This window comes from Amycolatopsis sp. CFH S0740 (genome assembly GCF_004522315.1).
Taxonomy (GTDB): Bacteria; Actinomycetota; Actinomycetes; order Mycobacteriales; family Pseudonocardiaceae; genus Amycolatopsis; species Amycolatopsis nivea.
Window position 1 is genome coordinate 122,082 of sequence record NZ_SDLS01000004.1, and the last position, 16,136, is coordinate 138,217.

Below are 16,136 nucleotides of genomic sequence, written 5' to 3' on the forward strand. Positions count from 1 at the left end.
TCAGCCGTTCAGGAAGCGCTCCAACTGCCCCGCGACGAACTGCGGATTCTCTTCGACCAGCCAATGCCCGGCATGCGGCACGTCCGCCGCCTGGACGATGTCAGTCAGCCGCGGAGCCACCGTGGCCCGGATCGCGTCGAGCTGGCCCTGAGCCGTCAGCAGCAACGTCGGCACCTTCACCGGCGCTGCCGCCACGGTGTCGCGGACATCCTTGTCCAGCGCCCGATAAAGCTCAAACCCGCCGGACAAAACCGTGGGACGACTGTAGGTCCGGGCATACTCGTTGACCTCCGCCTCACTGAACGGCGACCGCTCCGAATTCCCGCCGAAAGCCGTCCCGCCAAAGGAAACCTGCGGATAGAACAGCGCGAGGTATTCCCGCACATCGTCGCCGACCACCGCTTCGGGAACGCGACGTTGGGAGTGGAAAGCGATGTGCCAGCTCAACGTCCGGTATACGGTGGCATTGATCGCGGGCCCGGGAAGCGGCAAATCGAAATAGCCGAGACGCGCGGTGTCGCCGGGGAATTGGCTCGCGTACTGGAATGCCACCGCAGCGCCGAAATCATGTCCGATGACCGCGGCGTTCCGGATCTTGAGCCGCGAAGCCACCAGGGTATGCACGTAACGCGCCAGTGTGGCTTTGTCGTATCCGCTCGGCGAACCGGTGCTGTCGCCCAAACCGGGAAGGTCGATCGCGTAGACGGTGTGGTGTTTCGCCAACTCGGGCATCACCGGCCACCAGCCGTACCAGGTTTGCGGCCACCCGTGAATCAAGACAACCGGGCTGCCGCTGCCGCCGGTGACGTAGTGCATGCGGACACCGTCGACATCGGCGAATTCGTGCCGGAAGGTGCTTTGAAACGCGGGATCGTTCTGGGTGGCGGCGGCGTAAGGCTCGGCAGGCGGCGCGGAACAGGCCACGCCGCCGGCCGTGAGCAGGAGGGACAGCGCCAGCGCCGCGACGGAGCGGGGCACCAGCCGGGATGCGGTGATCATGCGGTCAGTTTCGCCAGCCCGGACCGGCAATGGCACGGAAACTTGCCGTTCCGGCAAGGGGTTGCGTCCGGTGCCCGTTCGATCAATTCCGTTGTGCCGAACAGGCAAGGACTGCTTCGCCGCGCGCAGCCGAGGGTAGCGATGGTGAAGAGGCGGTCGGCGCGACCGCCGGAACGGGAGGGATTCGCCTATGCGGAAATTCGTGGTCACAGCTGCCGTTTGCCTCGCTACGACCGGCGGTGCGCTGGTGCTGAGCGGCACCGCGTTCGCCAGCCATCTCGAGTACAAAGGGCCGTACGAAACCCCGGACGACTGTGTCCGTGCACTGCGCGCCCTGCCGCCGGACCCCACGGCCGACGGTGCCGTGTGCATTCCCATGAACGGCAAGCATTACGTCGAAATCTCGCATCCGAACTGAGGGGCCGCCGCGCCGATGCCGCGCATCGCCGCACCCGCGCCACTGAGAAACCCCCATCACACCCGGAGGGTTTCCCTTTGCCTGTCAGCCGCGCTCGCGCCCCAGCCCGCGCAAATGCCGTCCGCTCTCCATGTGCTCCATCAGCAACGCTTCCACGGCATCCACGTCCCGCCGCGCGATCGCGTCGTACAGCTCCCGGTGCTCCCCCGCCACCCGCTCCAGATCCTCGTGCTGGCCGAGCAGCCACCGCATGCGGCTGCGCAGCGTCAGTTCCAGCTCGTTGAGCAGCTCGTTCCCCGCCATCGCCGTCACGGCCTCGTGGAAATCCGCCGCCGCGCGGTGAGCGGTTACCGCGTCACCGGCAGCGGCGGCGGCCGTTTCCTCGTCCAACGCAGCCCGCAGCTGGTCCAGCCCGGCGCGGGAATGGCGGGTCGCCGCGAGCTTGAACGTCAGGACTTCCAGCGCCGCGCGCACTTCCTGCAGGTCGGCGATGTCGCTCGCGGTGAACTCGCGCACGACCGCCCACGTCCGGGGACGCGGCGTGACCAGGCCTTCGGCGACCAGCGCCTTCAGCGCGTCCCGCACCGGGACCCGGCTCACCCCGAGATCCGCGGCGAGATCCCGTTCGACGAGCTTGCTGCCCGGTGTGCGCACCCCGTCCAGGATCTCGTCCCGGAGCTGCCGGACGACCCGTTCGGTCTCGGATTCGCCGCCCTGTTCCGCTGCCATCGGGCCATTCTCGCACCACCGCCCGGACCGTCCACTGTGGCCGATGTCAGCGCGGGTTCGTCTTCCGCCACGCCGCGTAATCCGCCACCGCCGCCCGCACGTCGAACTCCGGCGCGAAGCCCGTTTCCTCCTTGAGCCGCGAAATATCCAGATACGGTCCGGTCGCCCCGCCAGGCTGCAGCTGATCCGGCACACCCGGCGCGATCTCCGCGAGCGCCTCGGCGAACTGCCGGTTCGTCACCGGCTGTCCGCTCGACACGTTGTATGTGTCGTGCTTCAACGACGGTGCCGTGGTCAGCAACGCGATCGCGCGGCCGGCGTCCGGTGCGTAGCAGCAGTCGAACCCCTCGTCGGCGACGAGCGGAGGCGGCGGGTCACCGCGGAGCCCGGCGTTGAGGTAGGACGGGATCGGGAAGAACGGCGATTCCGGGTCGACCAGCGGACCCCACACCGTCCCGATCCGCAGCACCACCGGTTCGACACCGCTCCCCCGCAGGCTGTGCGTCGTCAGCGGTTCGACGGCTTTCTTGAACGCCACGATCAGATGCGGCAGATCCGCGGTCGGCAGCGGCAGCTCCTCGTGCCAGCTCGGCTCGTCGCGGCCGACGTACACGCCGAGGCTGCTCGCGACCGCGAACCGCCGCACCCGCCACGTCCGGGCCGCGTCGAGGGCGTTGGCCAGGCCGGTCAGGTCCGTCCGGAAGAACGCGACCGGGTCGTCGCCGGGAATGCTGCCCGCCAGGTGGACGATCGCGGTGATGTCGTACCGGTCGCCGAGCGCGAGGAACGCGTCCCGGTCGGTGACGTCGAGCGTTTCCACGGCGACCCGGCCCGCCAGGAACGAGGGGACGTCCGTCCGCCGGTGCCCGGTGACCAGGACGTCCTGCCCCAGATCCGCCAGCGCCCGGGCCGTGTGCGCGCCGATCATGCCGAGGCCGCCGGTCACGAGGATCATCGCCGCACCCCGCATCGGGTGGTCGAAAACTTTGTCATGCGGCGACGCTACGACCCGGCCCGCGGCTAGTTCTTGAACAAATCGCGCATCAGAAGTGCGTGCCGCCGTCGATGCGGACCTCGGTGCCGGTGACGAACGCGGCGTCCTCGCTGGCGAGCATCGCGACGACCGACGCGACCGTCTCCGGACCGGCGAAGCCCTGGCCCAGCGCGGGAAGCAGCTTGCCGAGCAGGGTGAAGTCGGCGTCCTCGGGGAAGCCAGGGCCGACGCTCTGCTTGCTCTTGCCGCTGCCGTCGGTCATGCCCGAGGAGATCGAACCGGGCTGCACGGCGGTGAACCGGATGCCGTCCTTCGCGTATTCGGACGCCAGCGCGTGCGTCATCGACTGGATGCCGCCCTTGCTCGCCGCGTACGCCGCCATGTACGGGTGCGCGAACATCGCCGACGTCGAGCTGAAGTTCACCACCGCCGGGCCGCTGCCCTCGCGCAGCGCCGGGATCGACTCGCGGATCACCAGGAACGTGCCGACCAGGTTGACGCGCAGCACCTGCTCGAACGCCTCGAGCGGCATCTCGTGGGTGTGCGCCGACCGCAGGATGCCCGCGGCGTTGACGAGCGCGTCCAGCCCGCCGAGCTGCTCGACCGCCGACGCGACCCCAGCCTTCACTGATGCTTCATCGGCGACATTCACGACCACGGTGCTCAGCCGGTCCGCCGCGTCGCCCGCCTTCTCGACGGTGTCCGCCAGACCCGCTTCACTCACGTCCGCGGCGACGACGCGCCCGCCCTCGGCCAGCATCCGCAGCACCGTCGCCTGCCCGATGCCCGAGCCCGCTCCGGTGACCAGCACCCGGCGTCCTTCGTAACGGTTCATGGTCCGCTCCTTTCATCTGCCGCCACCTTACGCCTACCTGGCACACTGTGCCACCTTGACGAGATCTGCATGCTTGACAGTGATCGGGTAGCGTGGTCGCGGTGAGCGGAAAGACCCCGACCCTGACCGAACGGCGCAAAGCGGCGACGCAACTCGACATCGCCCGCGCCGCCGCACGCCTGTTCACCGAGCATGGCGCACAGGGAACGACCGCGGAAGCGATCGCCGCCGCGGCGGGCGTCGCGCCGCGCACCTTCTACCGCTATTTCCGCACGAAAGAGGACGCGGTCGCCCCGCTGCTGGTCGTGGGCGCCGATTCGTGGCGGGACCACCTCGCGTCGACGCCCGAAGGAACGCCGCTGCTGAAGGCGGTCGAGGACGCGATCCACAAGACGATCTCCGCCGCGGACGCGACCCAGGAATTCAGCTGGACCCGCGGCTTGCTGCGCGCCGCCAGCGGGGACGACTCGGCGCTGGCGGCCGTGTGGCACCGGGTGAACGGCGAGTCCGAGACCCGGCTGCGACCGGTACTGGCGCGGCTGGCACCGGAGACGGACGAGGTGACGGTGCATTTGGTGGCGGCCGCAGCGACGGATGCGATTCGGATCTCGCTGGAGCTGTGGGCTGGGACTGAGGAGAAGGCCGCACCGGTGGAGTTGGCGGTGCGGTGTTTCCGCGGGTTGTCGAGCGGGCTCGACGTCTCGCGAGACCATTGACCTTTCCGCGCCGAGGACAGCTGCCTAGACGTCTGATCGGCGTGCCCCGCGATCGGACACCCTCCGCCTGCCGGCACCGCTCGTCCTGGCGGCCCCCGTCGCCGACTGACCAGGGATGTTGCGCGGCAACGGATCCTCGGTCACCCGATACCAGGCCCTGAGGTTCGCCGGTTCGGTCCATCCCCGCACCGCCTCGGCGACCTGCCGATGGACAAAGCTCGCGTGGCTGCACGTCTCGTGCCAGGAACTCCGGCGCTGCTCCGCGGTGAGCGGCCGCCGGAACAACTCGTCCCGCAGCGCCAGCTGACGGTCGAGGTCGTGCCGGACCGCCGAAGACCGGTCGAGACCGACGGGGGTCCGGTCCTCGCAGACCGGGCACGGGCAAGTCCACAGCTGCTCGATCTCCGGAGTCCGGCCGAATATCTTCGCGCAGGTCTCGATCCGGTGGTAGCTGAGCAGGCGAGGCACGAACACCGAAGGCTCGCCCGGGCGGCCGCCGGAGGCCGGATACAGGTGCCGCAACGAGCTTTTCGTGCCCACCGCCGCCGCGTGCGCACCGTGACAGAGAAGGCCTGCGGCCGAAATGTCGCAGCGCAACACCAGCACCGGAACCGCGCAGCCGGCCAGGAAACGCAGAAACGCGCGCAGCAGCTTCTGAACCCCGAACGGATCAGTCCGGTGCTCGAGAACGATCGCGACCGGCACCCCGTGCCGGTTGACCTCCCTCGCCAGCGCGGCGGCGATCGATCCGTGGTCGAACCACCAAGGAGCGAGAGGCAGCGTCGCAACGGCCGCGGGCTTCCTCGCGGCGGCCAGCAGGATGCCGCGCAAACCCGTCCAGTCGCGCGCCGCGAGATAGCCGGAATCCGTCAGCGGCAGCAACCCGAGTTCCCGCTGCTTCCGGCACCACGCCGGATGCGTTCCGGCCCCGGCGAGTACCCGCCGCTTCCCTGCGTAACGCTCGGCGTCGCACAGGAGCGGCCCGTCGAACCCCTTCTCGCGCAGGCTCTTGACGGCATCCGGCGCCGACCTCCCAGTCAGGACGAGCCCGGTGTCGTGCGCCGCGCAGACGCCGAGCAGTTCCTCGGACTGCGCGGGCCGGCACTGGATCAGGAGCCGCCCGGAAAGCCCTGCCAGTGCCGCATCCATCTGTCCACGGTGACGCAAGCCAGCCCGTGCGGTCACTCACCGTCGCCTAGGTGCCGACGTCAACCACCCCGGAGGCGGATCGCCGCCCTCACCCAGCGCAGACCAGTGCGGCCCTGTGAGTGACCCGCCTCGGGCACTGCTCAGCGGAACTCGTGCACGACCTCGATCTCCCCGACCAAGTGCGCATTGAACTCGTCCAGTTCCTCAGCAGGAACCCACAACTCCAGAATCGTCTCGCCACCCGCCTGCCGCACCGGGTAGCGGTCGAGGAACGCCGTTTCCACCCGGAACCGGGTCACGTAACCGGCGCCGTCGAACCGGACGTTCCAGTCTCGGGCGATCTTCACCGCGTAGTCCTCGTTCAGCACCGGGTAGAAGATCGGCTGATCCGGCAGCCGCGGCGGCCACGCGCGCCAGCCGGACCGGCGCACCAGCTCCAGTTCGGCCGGGCCGGTCGGGCGCCACAGCTCCGTCGTCGGCTTGTCCATCTCGCCCCCCCTTCTTGAGGGCACAAGCTAGCTGCCGAAAGGACCCGCCAGCGACCGGTTTTACCTCGGCTCAGCACGCATGATCCGGTCTACCAAAGCACACCCCCGGCGACCCGGCGTCCAAATCGGACAAATCACGGCACCCGGCCGGACACCCGGGTCGCGAGCCCGCATCGTTCCCGGCCGCGCCCTTGACAACCCGCCACCGGCCGCGCTTATGGTATACCAAACAACGAAGGGTGTGCGCGATGAAGCGTTCCGCAGTGGTGGCCGCGGTGGCCTTCACCCCTTACGTGGCGATGATCGCCGGCCTGCCCTGGTTCAGCGGCGACGGCCGGATCTGGTTCCTGCCCGAGATCGGGTTCTGGATCCTCCTCTGGGTGGCCCTCACGCCCGTGTTCCTCGGCGTCGCCGACCGCATCCGGCGCCCCGGCGCCGCCGAAACCGAGCAGGAGCAGCGATGAACGCGGGCGCAGTCGTCGCGCTGGCCGTGGTGGCGCTGGCCGTGGTCATCGGACTCGCCGCGCGCGGCCGGAAGCAGATGAACCTCGAACAGTGGACGGTCGCCGGCCGGTCCTACGGGACGCTGCTGTTCTGGGTCCTCGCCGCGGGCGAGACCTACTCGACCTTCACCTACCTCGGCGCCTCCGGATTCGCCTACGCCAACGGCGGCGCGGCGTTCTACATCGCCGGTTACGGCACGTGCGCGTTCGTCCTGTCCTACTTCTTCCTCCCTCCATTGTGGAGGTACGCGAAGAAGCACAACCTCGTCACCCAGGCGGATTTCTTCACCCACCGCTTCCGCAGCCCGTGGTTCGGCGCGCTGACCGCGATCGTCGGCGTGGCGTTCATGATCCCCTACATCGAGGCGCAGCTGCTCGGCCTCGGCCAGATCGTCGAGACGACGACCGGCATCAACCGGGTCACCAGCATGGTGCTCGCGGTCGTGCTGATCGCGGTGTTCGTCTACGCGTCGGGCATGAAGGCCGCCGCGTGGGTGTCGGTGCTCAAGGACATCCTGCTGATCGGCACCGTGCTGGTCGTCGGCATCGCGATCCCGGTGCACTACTTCGGCGGGTTCGGGCATCTCATCGACACCGTCCAGGCGCAGCATCCCGGCTTCCTCGGCGTCCCGGCGCCGGGCAGCCCGCTCGGCGTGCCGTGGATGATGTCGACCCTGCTCGTCACGAGCGCGGCGTTCTTCATGTTCCCGCACGCACTCGCCGCGATGTACACCGCGAAGTCCGAGCAGACGATCCGGCGCAACGCGATTTACCTTCCGCTGTACCAGATCCTGATCGCGCTGACGCTGTTCGTCGGCTTTGCCGCGGTGCTCGTCGTGCCCGGGCTGAAGGGCAGCGGCACCAACGGCGCGCTGCTTTCGCTGACGCTGAAGACCATGCCGTCGTGGGTGGTCGGCCTCGTCGGCGGCGCGGGGGCGCTGGCCGCGATCGTGCCGATCAGCCTGCTGCTCCTGCAATCCGCGACGCTGCTGGCCCGCAATGTCTACCAGGGCGTCCTGCGGCCGAAGACCAGCGAACTGGGCGTCTTCCGGCTGTCGCGCGCCCTCGTCGTCGTGGTGACCGCGGTGGCGCTGGTGTTCGCGATCTTCCAGCCGGCGCTGCTGGTGAACCTGCTGCTCACCGGCCAGAACGGCGTCTCCCAGTTCTTCCCGGCGATCGTGCTGGGGCTGGTGTGGCGGCGGCTGACCAAGGCGGGCGCGGCGACCGGGCTCGTGGTCGGCGTGGCGATCGTCGCGTGGACGGTCCTGGCTTCGAAGAACACGTTGTGGGGCCTCAATCCCGGGCTTCTCGCGATCGCCGTCAACGTCGTGCTCACCGTCGGCGTCAGCCTCGCCACCTCCGAGCGGCGCGAGCCGGCCGTGCGGGCCGAGGCCGTGGAGGGAGTCGCGTGAACCTGTTGCTGCGCAACGTCCGGCCCGGCGGCGGCGATCCGACGGACGTGCTGGTGCGCGACGGCCGGATCGCCGGGTTCGGGCCCACCGAAGCGGACGTTCCGGTCGAGGACGGCGGCGGCGCGCTGCTGCTGCCCGGCCTCGTCGACGCGCACTGCCACCTCGACAAAACCCTGTGGGGCCTCCCCTGGGTGCCGAACACCTCGGGTTCGGTGCTCGCCGACCGGATCTCGAACGAACAGCGCCGCCGCAAGGAATTCGGGCTCCCGTCGCCCGAACCCGCGGCCGCGCTGCTCGACACGATGATCGCGAACGGCACCTCCTTCGTCCGCGCGCACACCGATGTCGACCCCGAACTGGGGCTGTCCGGCATCGAGGCGGTGCGGGAGGCGGCGGCGCGGCATCGCGGCCGGGTCACCGTCGAGCAGGTCGCCTTCCCCCAGGGCGGCCTGCTCACCCGGCCCGGCACGCTGGAACTGCTGGAGCGGGCCGTAGCGTCCGGCGTCGAGAACGTCGGCGGCATCGACCCGGCGGGCTACGACCGCGATCCGCGCGGGCACCTCGACGCGATCTTCGACATCGCCGCCCGGCACGGCTGCGGCGTCGATCTGCACCTGCACGACGAAGGTCCGCTCGGGGCCTGGGAAATCGAGCTCGTCATCGAGCGGACAAAGGCGCTCGGGCTCGCCGGGAAAGTCGCGATCGGCCATGCCTTCGGCATCTGCGGCATCCCGGACGCGCAGCAGGACCGGCTGCTCGAAGGCCTCGCGGAGCAGCAGATCACGCTGACCACCGCGGCGGTGTACGACCGGCCGGTGCCGCCGCTGGCCAAGATGCGGGCAGCGGGCGCGAACGCCGCGTGCGGCAACGACGGCATCCGCGACCTGTGGGGCCCCTACGGCGACGGGGACATGCTGACGCGCGCCATGCACCTGGCGTACCGCAGCTCGTTCCGGACCGACCCGGAGATCGAACTCGCGCTGCACGCGGCGACGTACGGCGGCGCGAAAGCGTTGCGGCTCAAGGACTACGGCCTGCGGATCGGCGACCACGCCGATTTCTTCCTCGTAGCCGCAGAGTACCCGGCCGAAGCCGTCGTGTCCCATCCTCCGGGGCGGCTCGTGGTGAAGGGCGGGGCTGTCGTCTCGCAGCGATAGCCCCGCCGCGCCGCTACTCCTGGAACGCCGGGAAGGTCGGAGGGAACAACTCCCCCGCCTCCCGGCGTTCGACGTCCCGCTCCGGATACGCGGCGCGCATCTTCTCGAACAGCGCCTGCGCGCGGCGGCGGAGGTCCGGTTCGTCGATGCCGGGAAGGTGCCCGTCCACCAGCACCGGCTGGCCCGCGACGACGGAATGCGTTGCCTGCCGGGCGGTTCCGGAGAGCAAGAAGGTGCGGATCGGATCGTCCTGCACACCGTCGCGCAGGTCGCCGACGTGGAACGCGACGAGGTCCGCCTGCGCGCCCGGGGCCAGCTTGCCGAGGTCGTCGCGGCGGAGTGCACGGGCGCCGCCGAGCGTCGCCGCTTCGACGTACCACTCCGCCGGGGCCGCGTCGGCGCGGTCGCCCATCACCTTCGCCAGATGCACGCCGACATCCATGCCGCGGATCAGGTCCGGCGGGAAGGAATCCGTTCCCAGGCACAGGTTCAGGCCCGCTTCGCGGTAGTCGCGGAACGAGCGCAGGGCGTGGCCGTAGCGGAAGGACGTGAGCGGGCAGTGGATCACCGACGCGCCCGCCGCGGCCAAGGTCGCGACGTCGCCTCGGTCTTCGCCGTGGACGGCGGGATGGCGGTCGAGAACCTGGGCGTGCGGGATCAGCAACCGGTCGCCGAGCAGGCAGGTGCGTTCCAGCATTTCCAGCGGTGTTGCGCCGTAACGGTCGAGGATGAGTTCGCGCTCGAGCACGCCTTGCAGGCAGTGCAGCCGTACCAGGACGTCGCGCTCGCGCGATGCGACGGCGGTGGCGCGTATGAGGTCTTCGGTGAGCGTCTCGATGCGGCACGGCAGCAGGACGCCGTTGACGAGTGGGTCGTCGAGTTCCTTTGCGTGGTCGAGGAACCGCAGTGCGTCGGCTAGCCCCTCCGCGCCGCGGGGCTCGTCAAAGGCGACCGTGCGGGTACCGTCCACAGTGGCCACGTTGACGCCGGATCGGTAAGCCGGGCCCAGATATCCGCGCAGCCCGAGGTTCCGTGAGAAGTCCGCCATCGCGACGAGTTCCTCGTACGGCTCGGCCCACGACGAATGGACTTCCGACGCGATCGGCATGAACGTCGTGATTCCGTGCAGCGCCAACTGAACGATCGCGTACTCGCGAATGGTCTGCCGTTCTTCCGGGGTGAAGACGTCGCGGCGACGGTGCGCGAAGTAGTCCTCGGACCACTGCAGTCCGGCCGCACGGTCTGCCGTGGCCCAGGAATCGAGGACGAGATGGTCCACGTCGGTCAGCGCGTCGAGGTCGATCAGGCCCGGGAGGACGAGCGATTCGCCGAGGTCGACGTCCAGATCGGTCGTTCCGGCATACCGCGGGCCGACGTAGGCGACGACATCGTCCTCCCAGACGACCTCGCCGTTTTTCAGCAGGGCGTGCCGCCCGTTCTGATGGGCCAGCACATGGCGGGCACGCCAGCGAGTGCGCATCGGGTTCCTTCCGTTCGGGACATTTAGGTATACCAAACGGCGGAATCTGGGGGCCAGACCTTGCCGGGGGCGGGTTTTTCCGGGAACCTGGGAGGAGGTTCGCCGATACTGTCGGTGACGGCGGCGGGAGGGGATCGGATGGAGCCGGGTTTCGCGTCGGAGTCCGAGCGCGTCACGGAACGGCTGCGCAACGAGATCCTCGACGGCACCCGGGCTCCCGGCAGCAAGCTGGTCGAACGGGATCTGGCCGCGGAGATGGGCGTGAGCCGGGTGCCGGTGCGGGACGCGTTGCGCGCGCTGGGAAACGAGGGACTGGTGACGCCGCGGCCGCGGTCGTGGTCGGTGGTGCGGGAGTTCACCGCGTCGGACGTCGCGGACCTCAACGAGGTGCGCACCGCGTTCGAAGGCCTCACTTTCCGGCTCGCCGCGCAGCGCCGCACCCGCGAGGGCCTGGCGCGGCTGCGGGAGGTGCTGGACACGGAACTGCGCGCCGCCCGCGCCGGCGACGCGGTGTCCGCGCGCCGGGCAGCCGCGGATTTCCACGAGGTCGTCACGTCGCTGTCGGCGAACGAACTGCTCGGCGAACTGGAGCGGACGCTGCGCAGCCGGATGCGATGGCTGCTCGGCCAGCACGACGACCTGGAAGCCATGGCGGCGGAACACGAACTCCTGTACGAGGCGATCGTGGACCGGGACGTCGAACGGGTGGAACGGCTGGTGCTGGCCCATCTCGCGACCGGGGCCAGCGAGGCGGTGCGGCGGCATCCGGCTGAGGCGGGCTGACCTTGGTTCGGGCGTTGCCGCGAGATTCCGGCCGCGGCAATGTTCGCTGCGCTGGACTGACGCCGTTGGCCTTCGCGAGGTCCTGGCAGTGCCGAGATCGCCGCGTCGGACTGCGCCCTCGACCTTCGCGAGACCTCAACTCTGGCAACGCTGAGCTCGCCGCGGCACTGGCTTCTCAACTTTCAGATCACCTGGCACAGCCCGTCTTCGCGAGACCCCGCCCATGCTGAAACAGCCGTACGCACCTCGGGCCCAGCGCCCCTCAGCCCCGTCAGAGGTCGACGACCGCGAGCCCGTCCGCCACCACGACGCCGTCGTGCAGCACCGTCCGGTCCTTGCCGCGGTCCATCACCGCGCTGGTCGGCGTCTCGCCGTCCACCAGCACCAGATCCGCGCGGTCGCCGACCGCCACACCGGGCCGGTCGGCGATCCCCGCCAGCCGGGGCACGTCGTGGCTCATGATCGACGCGCCGCCCATCGTCGCGACCGCCAGCGCCATCTCGATCAGCTCGTCGCGCCGGAACCCGTGCGTGAAGGCCAGCTGCCACGTGCGGTCGAGGAGATCGCAGTTGCCGTACGGGCTCCAGTAGTCCCGCTGCCCGTCCTCCCCCAGCCCGACGCGCACGCCCGCGGTCGTCAGGTCCGCCAGCGACAACTGCCGGTCGACGGACGGCGCGACGGTTGCCATCGCGATGTCCAGCTCCGCGAACGTGTCGATCAGCCGGCGGCTCACCGCTTCCGAAACCGAGCCCAGCTCGTACGCGTGCGACATGGTGACCTTGCCGCGCATGTCCAGCGCGCGGACGCGTTCGATCACCAGGTCCGTCGAAAAGACCGCGAGATGCCCCGGCTCGTGCAGATGGATGTCGACCTCGACGCCGTACTTCTCGGCCAGCCCGAACACGACGTCCAAGTGCCCCTTGGGATCCTTGTCGAGCGAACACGGATCGATCCCGCCGACCACCGACGCACCCGAACGCAGCGCGGCCTCCAGCACGTCCACGGTTCCGGGCTCGCGCAGGATCCCTGCCTGCGGAAACGCCATCACCTCGACGTCCGCGTGCGCGGCGAAGCGCTCCTTGGCGGCGAGCACCGCGTCGAGCTTCTCGAGCTGGCAGTCGACGTCGACCTGCGCGTAGGTGCGCACGCGAGTGGTCCCGTTCGCGATCATCCGCTCCAACGTGCCCGCGACGCGTTCCGGCAGCGGCACCTCGGCGTTCCGCCAGTTCTCGCGGTCGTTCAGCATCATCGCCCAGACGCCCGGCGCCCCCGTGTGCGGCCGGAACGGCAGCCCGATGCGCGTCGAGTCGAGGTGCACGTGGACGTCGCTGAAGGACGGGAACAACAGCCGCCCGCGCCCCTCGACCACCTCGCCGCCGGACCCCGCCGGGCCATGCGGACGAACCGCGGCGATCCGGCCGCCGGCCACCTCGACGTCGCTGCGCTGACCGCCCCAGGGACGGACGTCACGGATCAACACGGAGAGCACCTTTCTCGACGGACACTTTGGTATACCAAGAGTACCTGGTCCCGCCGAGCCGTCCGCACGTGTTCGACGAAGAGATGTCGCTGCGGGTCTTCAGCCAGCCAGCAAACGCAGAAGCCGAGCAGTCTCCGAGGCCACCGCACTCCTCCCCAGCCGCACGTACTTCCGCGGGTCCACCGCCTCTGGCTGTTCCTCCAGGAACTGCCGGACCGACCGCGTGAACAGACCATTAAGGTGCGTTGAGATATTAACCTTCGCCATCCCGCTCACCACGGCTCCGCGCAGTTCCTCGTCCGACAGGCCTGATGAGCCGTGCAATACCAGCGGGACCGGTACCGCGTCTCGCAATCGGGTGACCAGTGCGCGGTCCACCTGGGCCGTCCGTTCCACCATCGCGTGGGACGTTCCTACGGCCACCGCGAGTGCGTCCACGCCGGTCACGGTCACGAAGTCCGCCGCTTCGGCTGGGTCGGTGCGGGCGCCGGGCGCGTGCACCCCGTCCTTGCCGCCGACTTCGCCCAGTTCCGCTTCCACCGCCACGCCGACGTCGTGACAGCGCGAGGCGATTTCGCGGGTCATACGCAGGTTTTCCTCGTATGGCAGATGCGATCCGTCGTACATCACGCTGTCCACGCCCAGTGCGATGCCCTCGCGGATCAGCTCCGGGTCTTCGATGTGGTCCAGGTGCACCAGCACGTCGACCGACGCGCGGCGGGCGATTTCCCGGGACGCGACGGTGATCGGGGCCAGCCCGCCGTGGTAGCGGACGCAGTTTTCGCTGATCTGCAGCACCACCGGCAATCCGGCCTGTTCCGCGCCTTCGGCGATGGCCTCGGCGTGTTCCAGCAGGATCACGTTGAACGCGCCCACGGCGGAACCGCGCTCGCGGGCGGCGGTCAGCAGCGTCGGCAGGTCGGGGCGGGTGATCATGCGGGGGCTCCGTTCAGGAATCGGTGGTACGCGGGGAGATCGACTTCTCCGGCGACCGGGCGGAGGACGGCCGCGGCACCCAGGGCGGCGGCGTTGTGCAGGGCTTCGATCAGGGGGCGGCCGGCGGCGAGGGTGACGGCCAGCCCGGCCGTCGCGGCATCCCCGGCACCGGTGGGGTTGCCCTGCACATCGGGGATGGCGGGGACGGCGAAGACGCCACCGGAGGTGTAGGCGGCGATGCCGTCTGCCCCGCGCGAGACGACGACCGGTTGTGCGCCCAGCCGGAGCAGGGCCGCGGCTCCCGCAGCCTCGTCGGCGGCAGAGGTCGCGGCGAGGAGTTCGGCCTGGTTCGGCTTCACTGCCGCACCTGCTCGGGCGGCGGCCAGCAGTGCCGGGCCGGAGGCGTCGACCAGCGTCCGCACCCCGGCTTCCCGGGCGATGCGGACCCAGTCGGCGACCAGGTCCGGCGAGGTGCCCCGGGGCAGAGATCCGGAGACAACCAGCAGGGCAGCCGCAGACAGGCAGTTCGACAGGCGCGAACCGAAAGCTGTCCATTCCTCTTCGGACACTTCCGGGCCAGGTTCCGTATAGACCGTCGGATGGCCGTCGCCGGTCACCGTCACGGTGGTCCGGGTTTCGCCGGAGATCGGGACGGCCTCGAACGGAACATCCAGCGCTCCCCCGAGCCACCGGCCCGCGTCGCCGCCCAGCGGGAGAAGCGTCCGGACCGGGATGTCCACCGCGGCGAGCACCCGGGCCACGTTCACGCCCTTGCCGCCCGGCCGTCGCTGCACCTCCAGCACCCGGTTCGTGTCGCCGGGCGTGTGGGTGCCGACCCGGTAGGTGACGTCGATGGCCGGGTTCGGCGTCAGCGTGACGATCATCAGACGAGGATCACCGAGCGCGTCAGCGAGCGCGGACGGTCGGGATCCAGGCCGCGCCGGGCCGCCAGTGCGACGGCGAAGCGTTGCGCCACCACGAGTGCGGCGAGCGGGTCCAGGTCGTGGTGGACGAAACGCGCGCCGGTGCGGGCGACGTCGTCCGCGAGTCCGGCGGGGGCCTCGCCCAGCGACCACACGAGACGGCCTGGCTGAGCGATCGCGATCGGTCCGTGGCGGTAGTCCATGGCGGGGTACGACTCGGCCCAGAACTGTGCGGCCTCGCGGGTCTTGAGTGCGGCTTCGCAAGCCAGGCCCACGGCAGCGCCACGGCCGATAAAGGTGACCTGCTCGGCGTCGAGGAGGTCGTCGATCGGTTCGGTCAGCGCGGCCGCACAGGACGTGGCGAGCTGGTCGATGTCGTCGCCCAGACCGGCGCGCAACAGGGCGAGCGTGGTGGTGGCGAAGCGGGTCTGCACCACGGATTGTTCGTCGGCGAAGGAAAGTTCGACGACCTCGTCCGCGACCGCCGCAGCGGGGCTGTCGCCGACCGCGGTGATCAGCACGGTGCGTTGCGCAGGCATCGCGGTGAGCAGGTCGATGATCTCGGTCGTGGTGCCGGAGCGGGAAATCGCCACGACGCGGTCGTACTCGCGCGAGGCCGGGTATTCGGAGCCGGCGAAGGCGTCGGTGACCCCGTGACCGCGTTGTTCGCGGGCGACGGCGTAGCTCATCGCGATGAACCAGCTGGTGCCGCAGCCGACGACGGCCACTCGTTCGCCCGGCTGAGGCAGCGCGGCGGACGGGGCCAGCGCGGCCGCCGCGCGCCACATTTCGGGCTGGGAAGCCAGTTCGGCGGCCACGAAGGAGCCGGGAGCATCCGGAAGGGAGGACACGGGATGGAGGCCTTTCGATCCAGGGCGGGAGACGTGACCGACTCCGGCACTCTGCTTGAGTGTTTTTGCTTGCTACTTGCGTTATAGCGCAGATTCAATCACAAAGTCGAGCCATCGCGGCCTCTAGAATGGGCACCGGACCGCCTCCGGCCAGGAACGAGAGACCCGGCATGACGCCCCGGCAACGCCCGAACGTCCTGCTCGAATGAGCGGGCGAACGGGGCAGCGGCGCGATCGCGGAGAGCGGCGACGCGCTCGCGACCGCGCGGCGGGATCCCTCGAC

General features: G+C 69.9%; 17 protein-coding genes. 6 read left to right on the plus strand and 11 right to left on the minus strand.

Annotation, left to right across the window (positions count from 1 at the left end; genetic code table 11):
- On the minus strand, window positions 1-999 hold the full coding sequence (locus EIZ45_RS09250) for an alpha/beta fold hydrolase (protein WP_134662250.1): 999 nt from the start codon (window positions 997-999) through the stop codon (window positions 1-3).
- 190 nt (window positions 1,000-1,189) lie between these two features.
- On the opposite strand from EIZ45_RS09250, the gene EIZ45_RS09255 reads away from it, so the two are divergent.
- Window positions 1,190-1,417, plus strand: coding sequence for a hypothetical protein (locus EIZ45_RS09255; protein ID WP_134662251.1), 228 nt, complete (start codon window positions 1,190-1,192; stop codon window positions 1,415-1,417).
- Between the two features lie 84 nt (window positions 1,418-1,501).
- Here EIZ45_RS09255 and EIZ45_RS09260 read toward each other — a convergent pair whose 3' ends face one another.
- From EIZ45_RS09260 to EIZ45_RS09270, 3 genes are all read right to left on the minus strand, one after another.
- Window positions 1,502-2,146 (minus strand): GntR family transcriptional regulator, encoded by a 645-nt coding sequence (locus EIZ45_RS09260; protein WP_134662252.1) that lies wholly within the window; start codon window positions 2,144-2,146, stop codon window positions 1,502-1,504.
- Window positions 2,147-2,192: 46 nt separating this feature from the next.
- Window positions 2,193-3,101, minus strand: a complete 909-nt coding sequence (locus EIZ45_RS09265) for an NAD(P)-dependent oxidoreductase (protein ID WP_134662253.1) — start codon at window positions 3,099-3,101, stop codon at window positions 2,193-2,195.
- An 88-nt stretch (window positions 3,102-3,189) separates the two neighbouring features.
- A complete protein-coding gene (locus EIZ45_RS09270) occupies window positions 3,190-3,975 on the minus strand; it encodes an SDR family NAD(P)-dependent oxidoreductase (RefSeq protein ID WP_134662254.1) in 786 nt (261 codons plus the stop codon).
- A 101-nt stretch (window positions 3,976-4,076) separates the two neighbouring features.
- Between EIZ45_RS09270 and EIZ45_RS09275 the strand changes: the two genes are divergently transcribed.
- Window positions 4,077-4,691 carry a TetR/AcrR family transcriptional regulator gene (locus EIZ45_RS09275; protein ID WP_037813407.1) on the plus strand — a complete coding sequence of 205 codons (615 nt, stop codon included), beginning with the start codon at window positions 4,077-4,079 and terminating at the stop codon, window positions 4,689-4,691.
- A 24-nt stretch (window positions 4,692-4,715) separates the two neighbouring features.
- Here EIZ45_RS09275 and EIZ45_RS09280 read toward each other — a convergent pair whose 3' ends face one another.
- Together EIZ45_RS09280 and EIZ45_RS09285 are read right to left on the minus strand one after the other, a co-directional pair.
- Entirely contained in the window at window positions 4,716-5,840 is a 1,125-nt protein-coding gene (locus EIZ45_RS09280) for a hypothetical protein (RefSeq protein ID WP_205669840.1), read from the minus strand.
- Window positions 5,841-5,980: 140 nt separating this feature from the next.
- Window positions 5,981-6,328, minus strand: a complete 348-nt coding sequence (locus tag EIZ45_RS09285; protein ID WP_037812987.1) for a hypothetical protein — start codon at window positions 6,326-6,328, stop codon at window positions 5,981-5,983.
- Between the two features lie 248 nt (window positions 6,329-6,576).
- Here EIZ45_RS09285 and EIZ45_RS46035 point away from each other — a divergent pair, with 248 nt between their 5' ends.
- Genes EIZ45_RS46035 through EIZ45_RS09295 form a run of 3 tightly spaced genes read left to right on the plus strand, consistent with a single transcriptional unit; the run spans window position 6,577 to window position 9,400 of the window.
- On the plus strand, window positions 6,577-6,792 hold the full coding sequence (locus tag EIZ45_RS46035; protein WP_037812989.1) for a hypothetical protein: 216 nt from the start codon (window positions 6,577-6,579) through the stop codon (window positions 6,790-6,792).
- The gene (locus EIZ45_RS09290; protein WP_167756390.1) at window positions 6,789-8,243 is read left to right on the plus strand and encodes a sodium:solute symporter; all 1,455 of its coding nucleotides are present in this window, start codon (window positions 6,789-6,791) and stop codon (window positions 8,241-8,243) included. Before EIZ45_RS46035 ends, EIZ45_RS09290 begins: the two co-directional genes overlap by 4 nt.
- On the plus strand, window positions 8,240-9,400 hold the full coding sequence (locus EIZ45_RS09295) for an amidohydrolase (RefSeq protein ID WP_134662257.1): 1,161 nt from the start codon (window positions 8,240-8,242) through the stop codon (window positions 9,398-9,400). The genes EIZ45_RS09290 and EIZ45_RS09295 overlap by 4 nt, the downstream gene beginning before the upstream one ends.
- Window positions 9,401-9,413: 13 nt before the next feature.
- On the opposite strand, the gene EIZ45_RS09300 is transcribed toward EIZ45_RS09295, so the two are convergent.
- Entirely contained in the window at window positions 9,414-10,880 is a 1,467-nt protein-coding gene (locus EIZ45_RS09300; protein WP_134662258.1) for a chlorohydrolase family protein, read from the minus strand.
- Between the two features lie 138 nt (window positions 10,881-11,018).
- Here EIZ45_RS09300 and EIZ45_RS09305 point away from each other — a divergent pair, with 138 nt between their 5' ends.
- Window positions 11,019-11,663, plus strand: a complete 645-nt coding sequence (locus EIZ45_RS09305) for a GntR family transcriptional regulator (protein ID WP_037812994.1) — start codon at window positions 11,019-11,021, stop codon at window positions 11,661-11,663.
- A gap of 271 nt (window positions 11,664-11,934) precedes the next feature.
- On the opposite strand, the gene EIZ45_RS09310 is transcribed toward EIZ45_RS09305, so the two are convergent.
- From EIZ45_RS09310 to EIZ45_RS09325, 4 genes are all read right to left on the minus strand, one after another.
- On the minus strand, window positions 11,935-13,143 hold the full coding sequence (locus EIZ45_RS09310) for an amidohydrolase family protein (RefSeq protein ID WP_134662259.1): 1,209 nt from the start codon (window positions 13,141-13,143) through the stop codon (window positions 11,935-11,937).
- Window positions 13,144-13,242: 99 nt separating this feature from the next.
- Window positions 13,243-14,079: a class II fructose-bisphosphate aldolase gene (locus tag EIZ45_RS09315; protein ID WP_134662260.1), complete on the minus strand. Its 837-nt coding sequence runs from the start codon at window positions 14,077-14,079 to the stop codon at window positions 13,243-13,245.
- Window positions 14,076-14,963 carry a 1-phosphofructokinase family hexose kinase gene (locus EIZ45_RS09320; RefSeq protein WP_134662261.1) on the minus strand — a complete coding sequence of 296 codons (888 nt, stop codon included), beginning with the start codon at window positions 14,961-14,963 and terminating at the stop codon, window positions 14,076-14,078. The genes EIZ45_RS09315 and EIZ45_RS09320 overlap by 4 nt, the downstream gene beginning before the upstream one ends.
- Window positions 14,963-15,790 (minus strand): SIS domain-containing protein, encoded by an 828-nt coding sequence (locus EIZ45_RS09325; RefSeq protein WP_134662458.1) that lies wholly within the window; start codon window positions 15,788-15,790, stop codon window positions 14,963-14,965. The genes EIZ45_RS09320 and EIZ45_RS09325 overlap by 1 nt, the downstream gene beginning before the upstream one ends.
- Window positions 15,791-16,136: the final 346 nt, after the last annotated feature.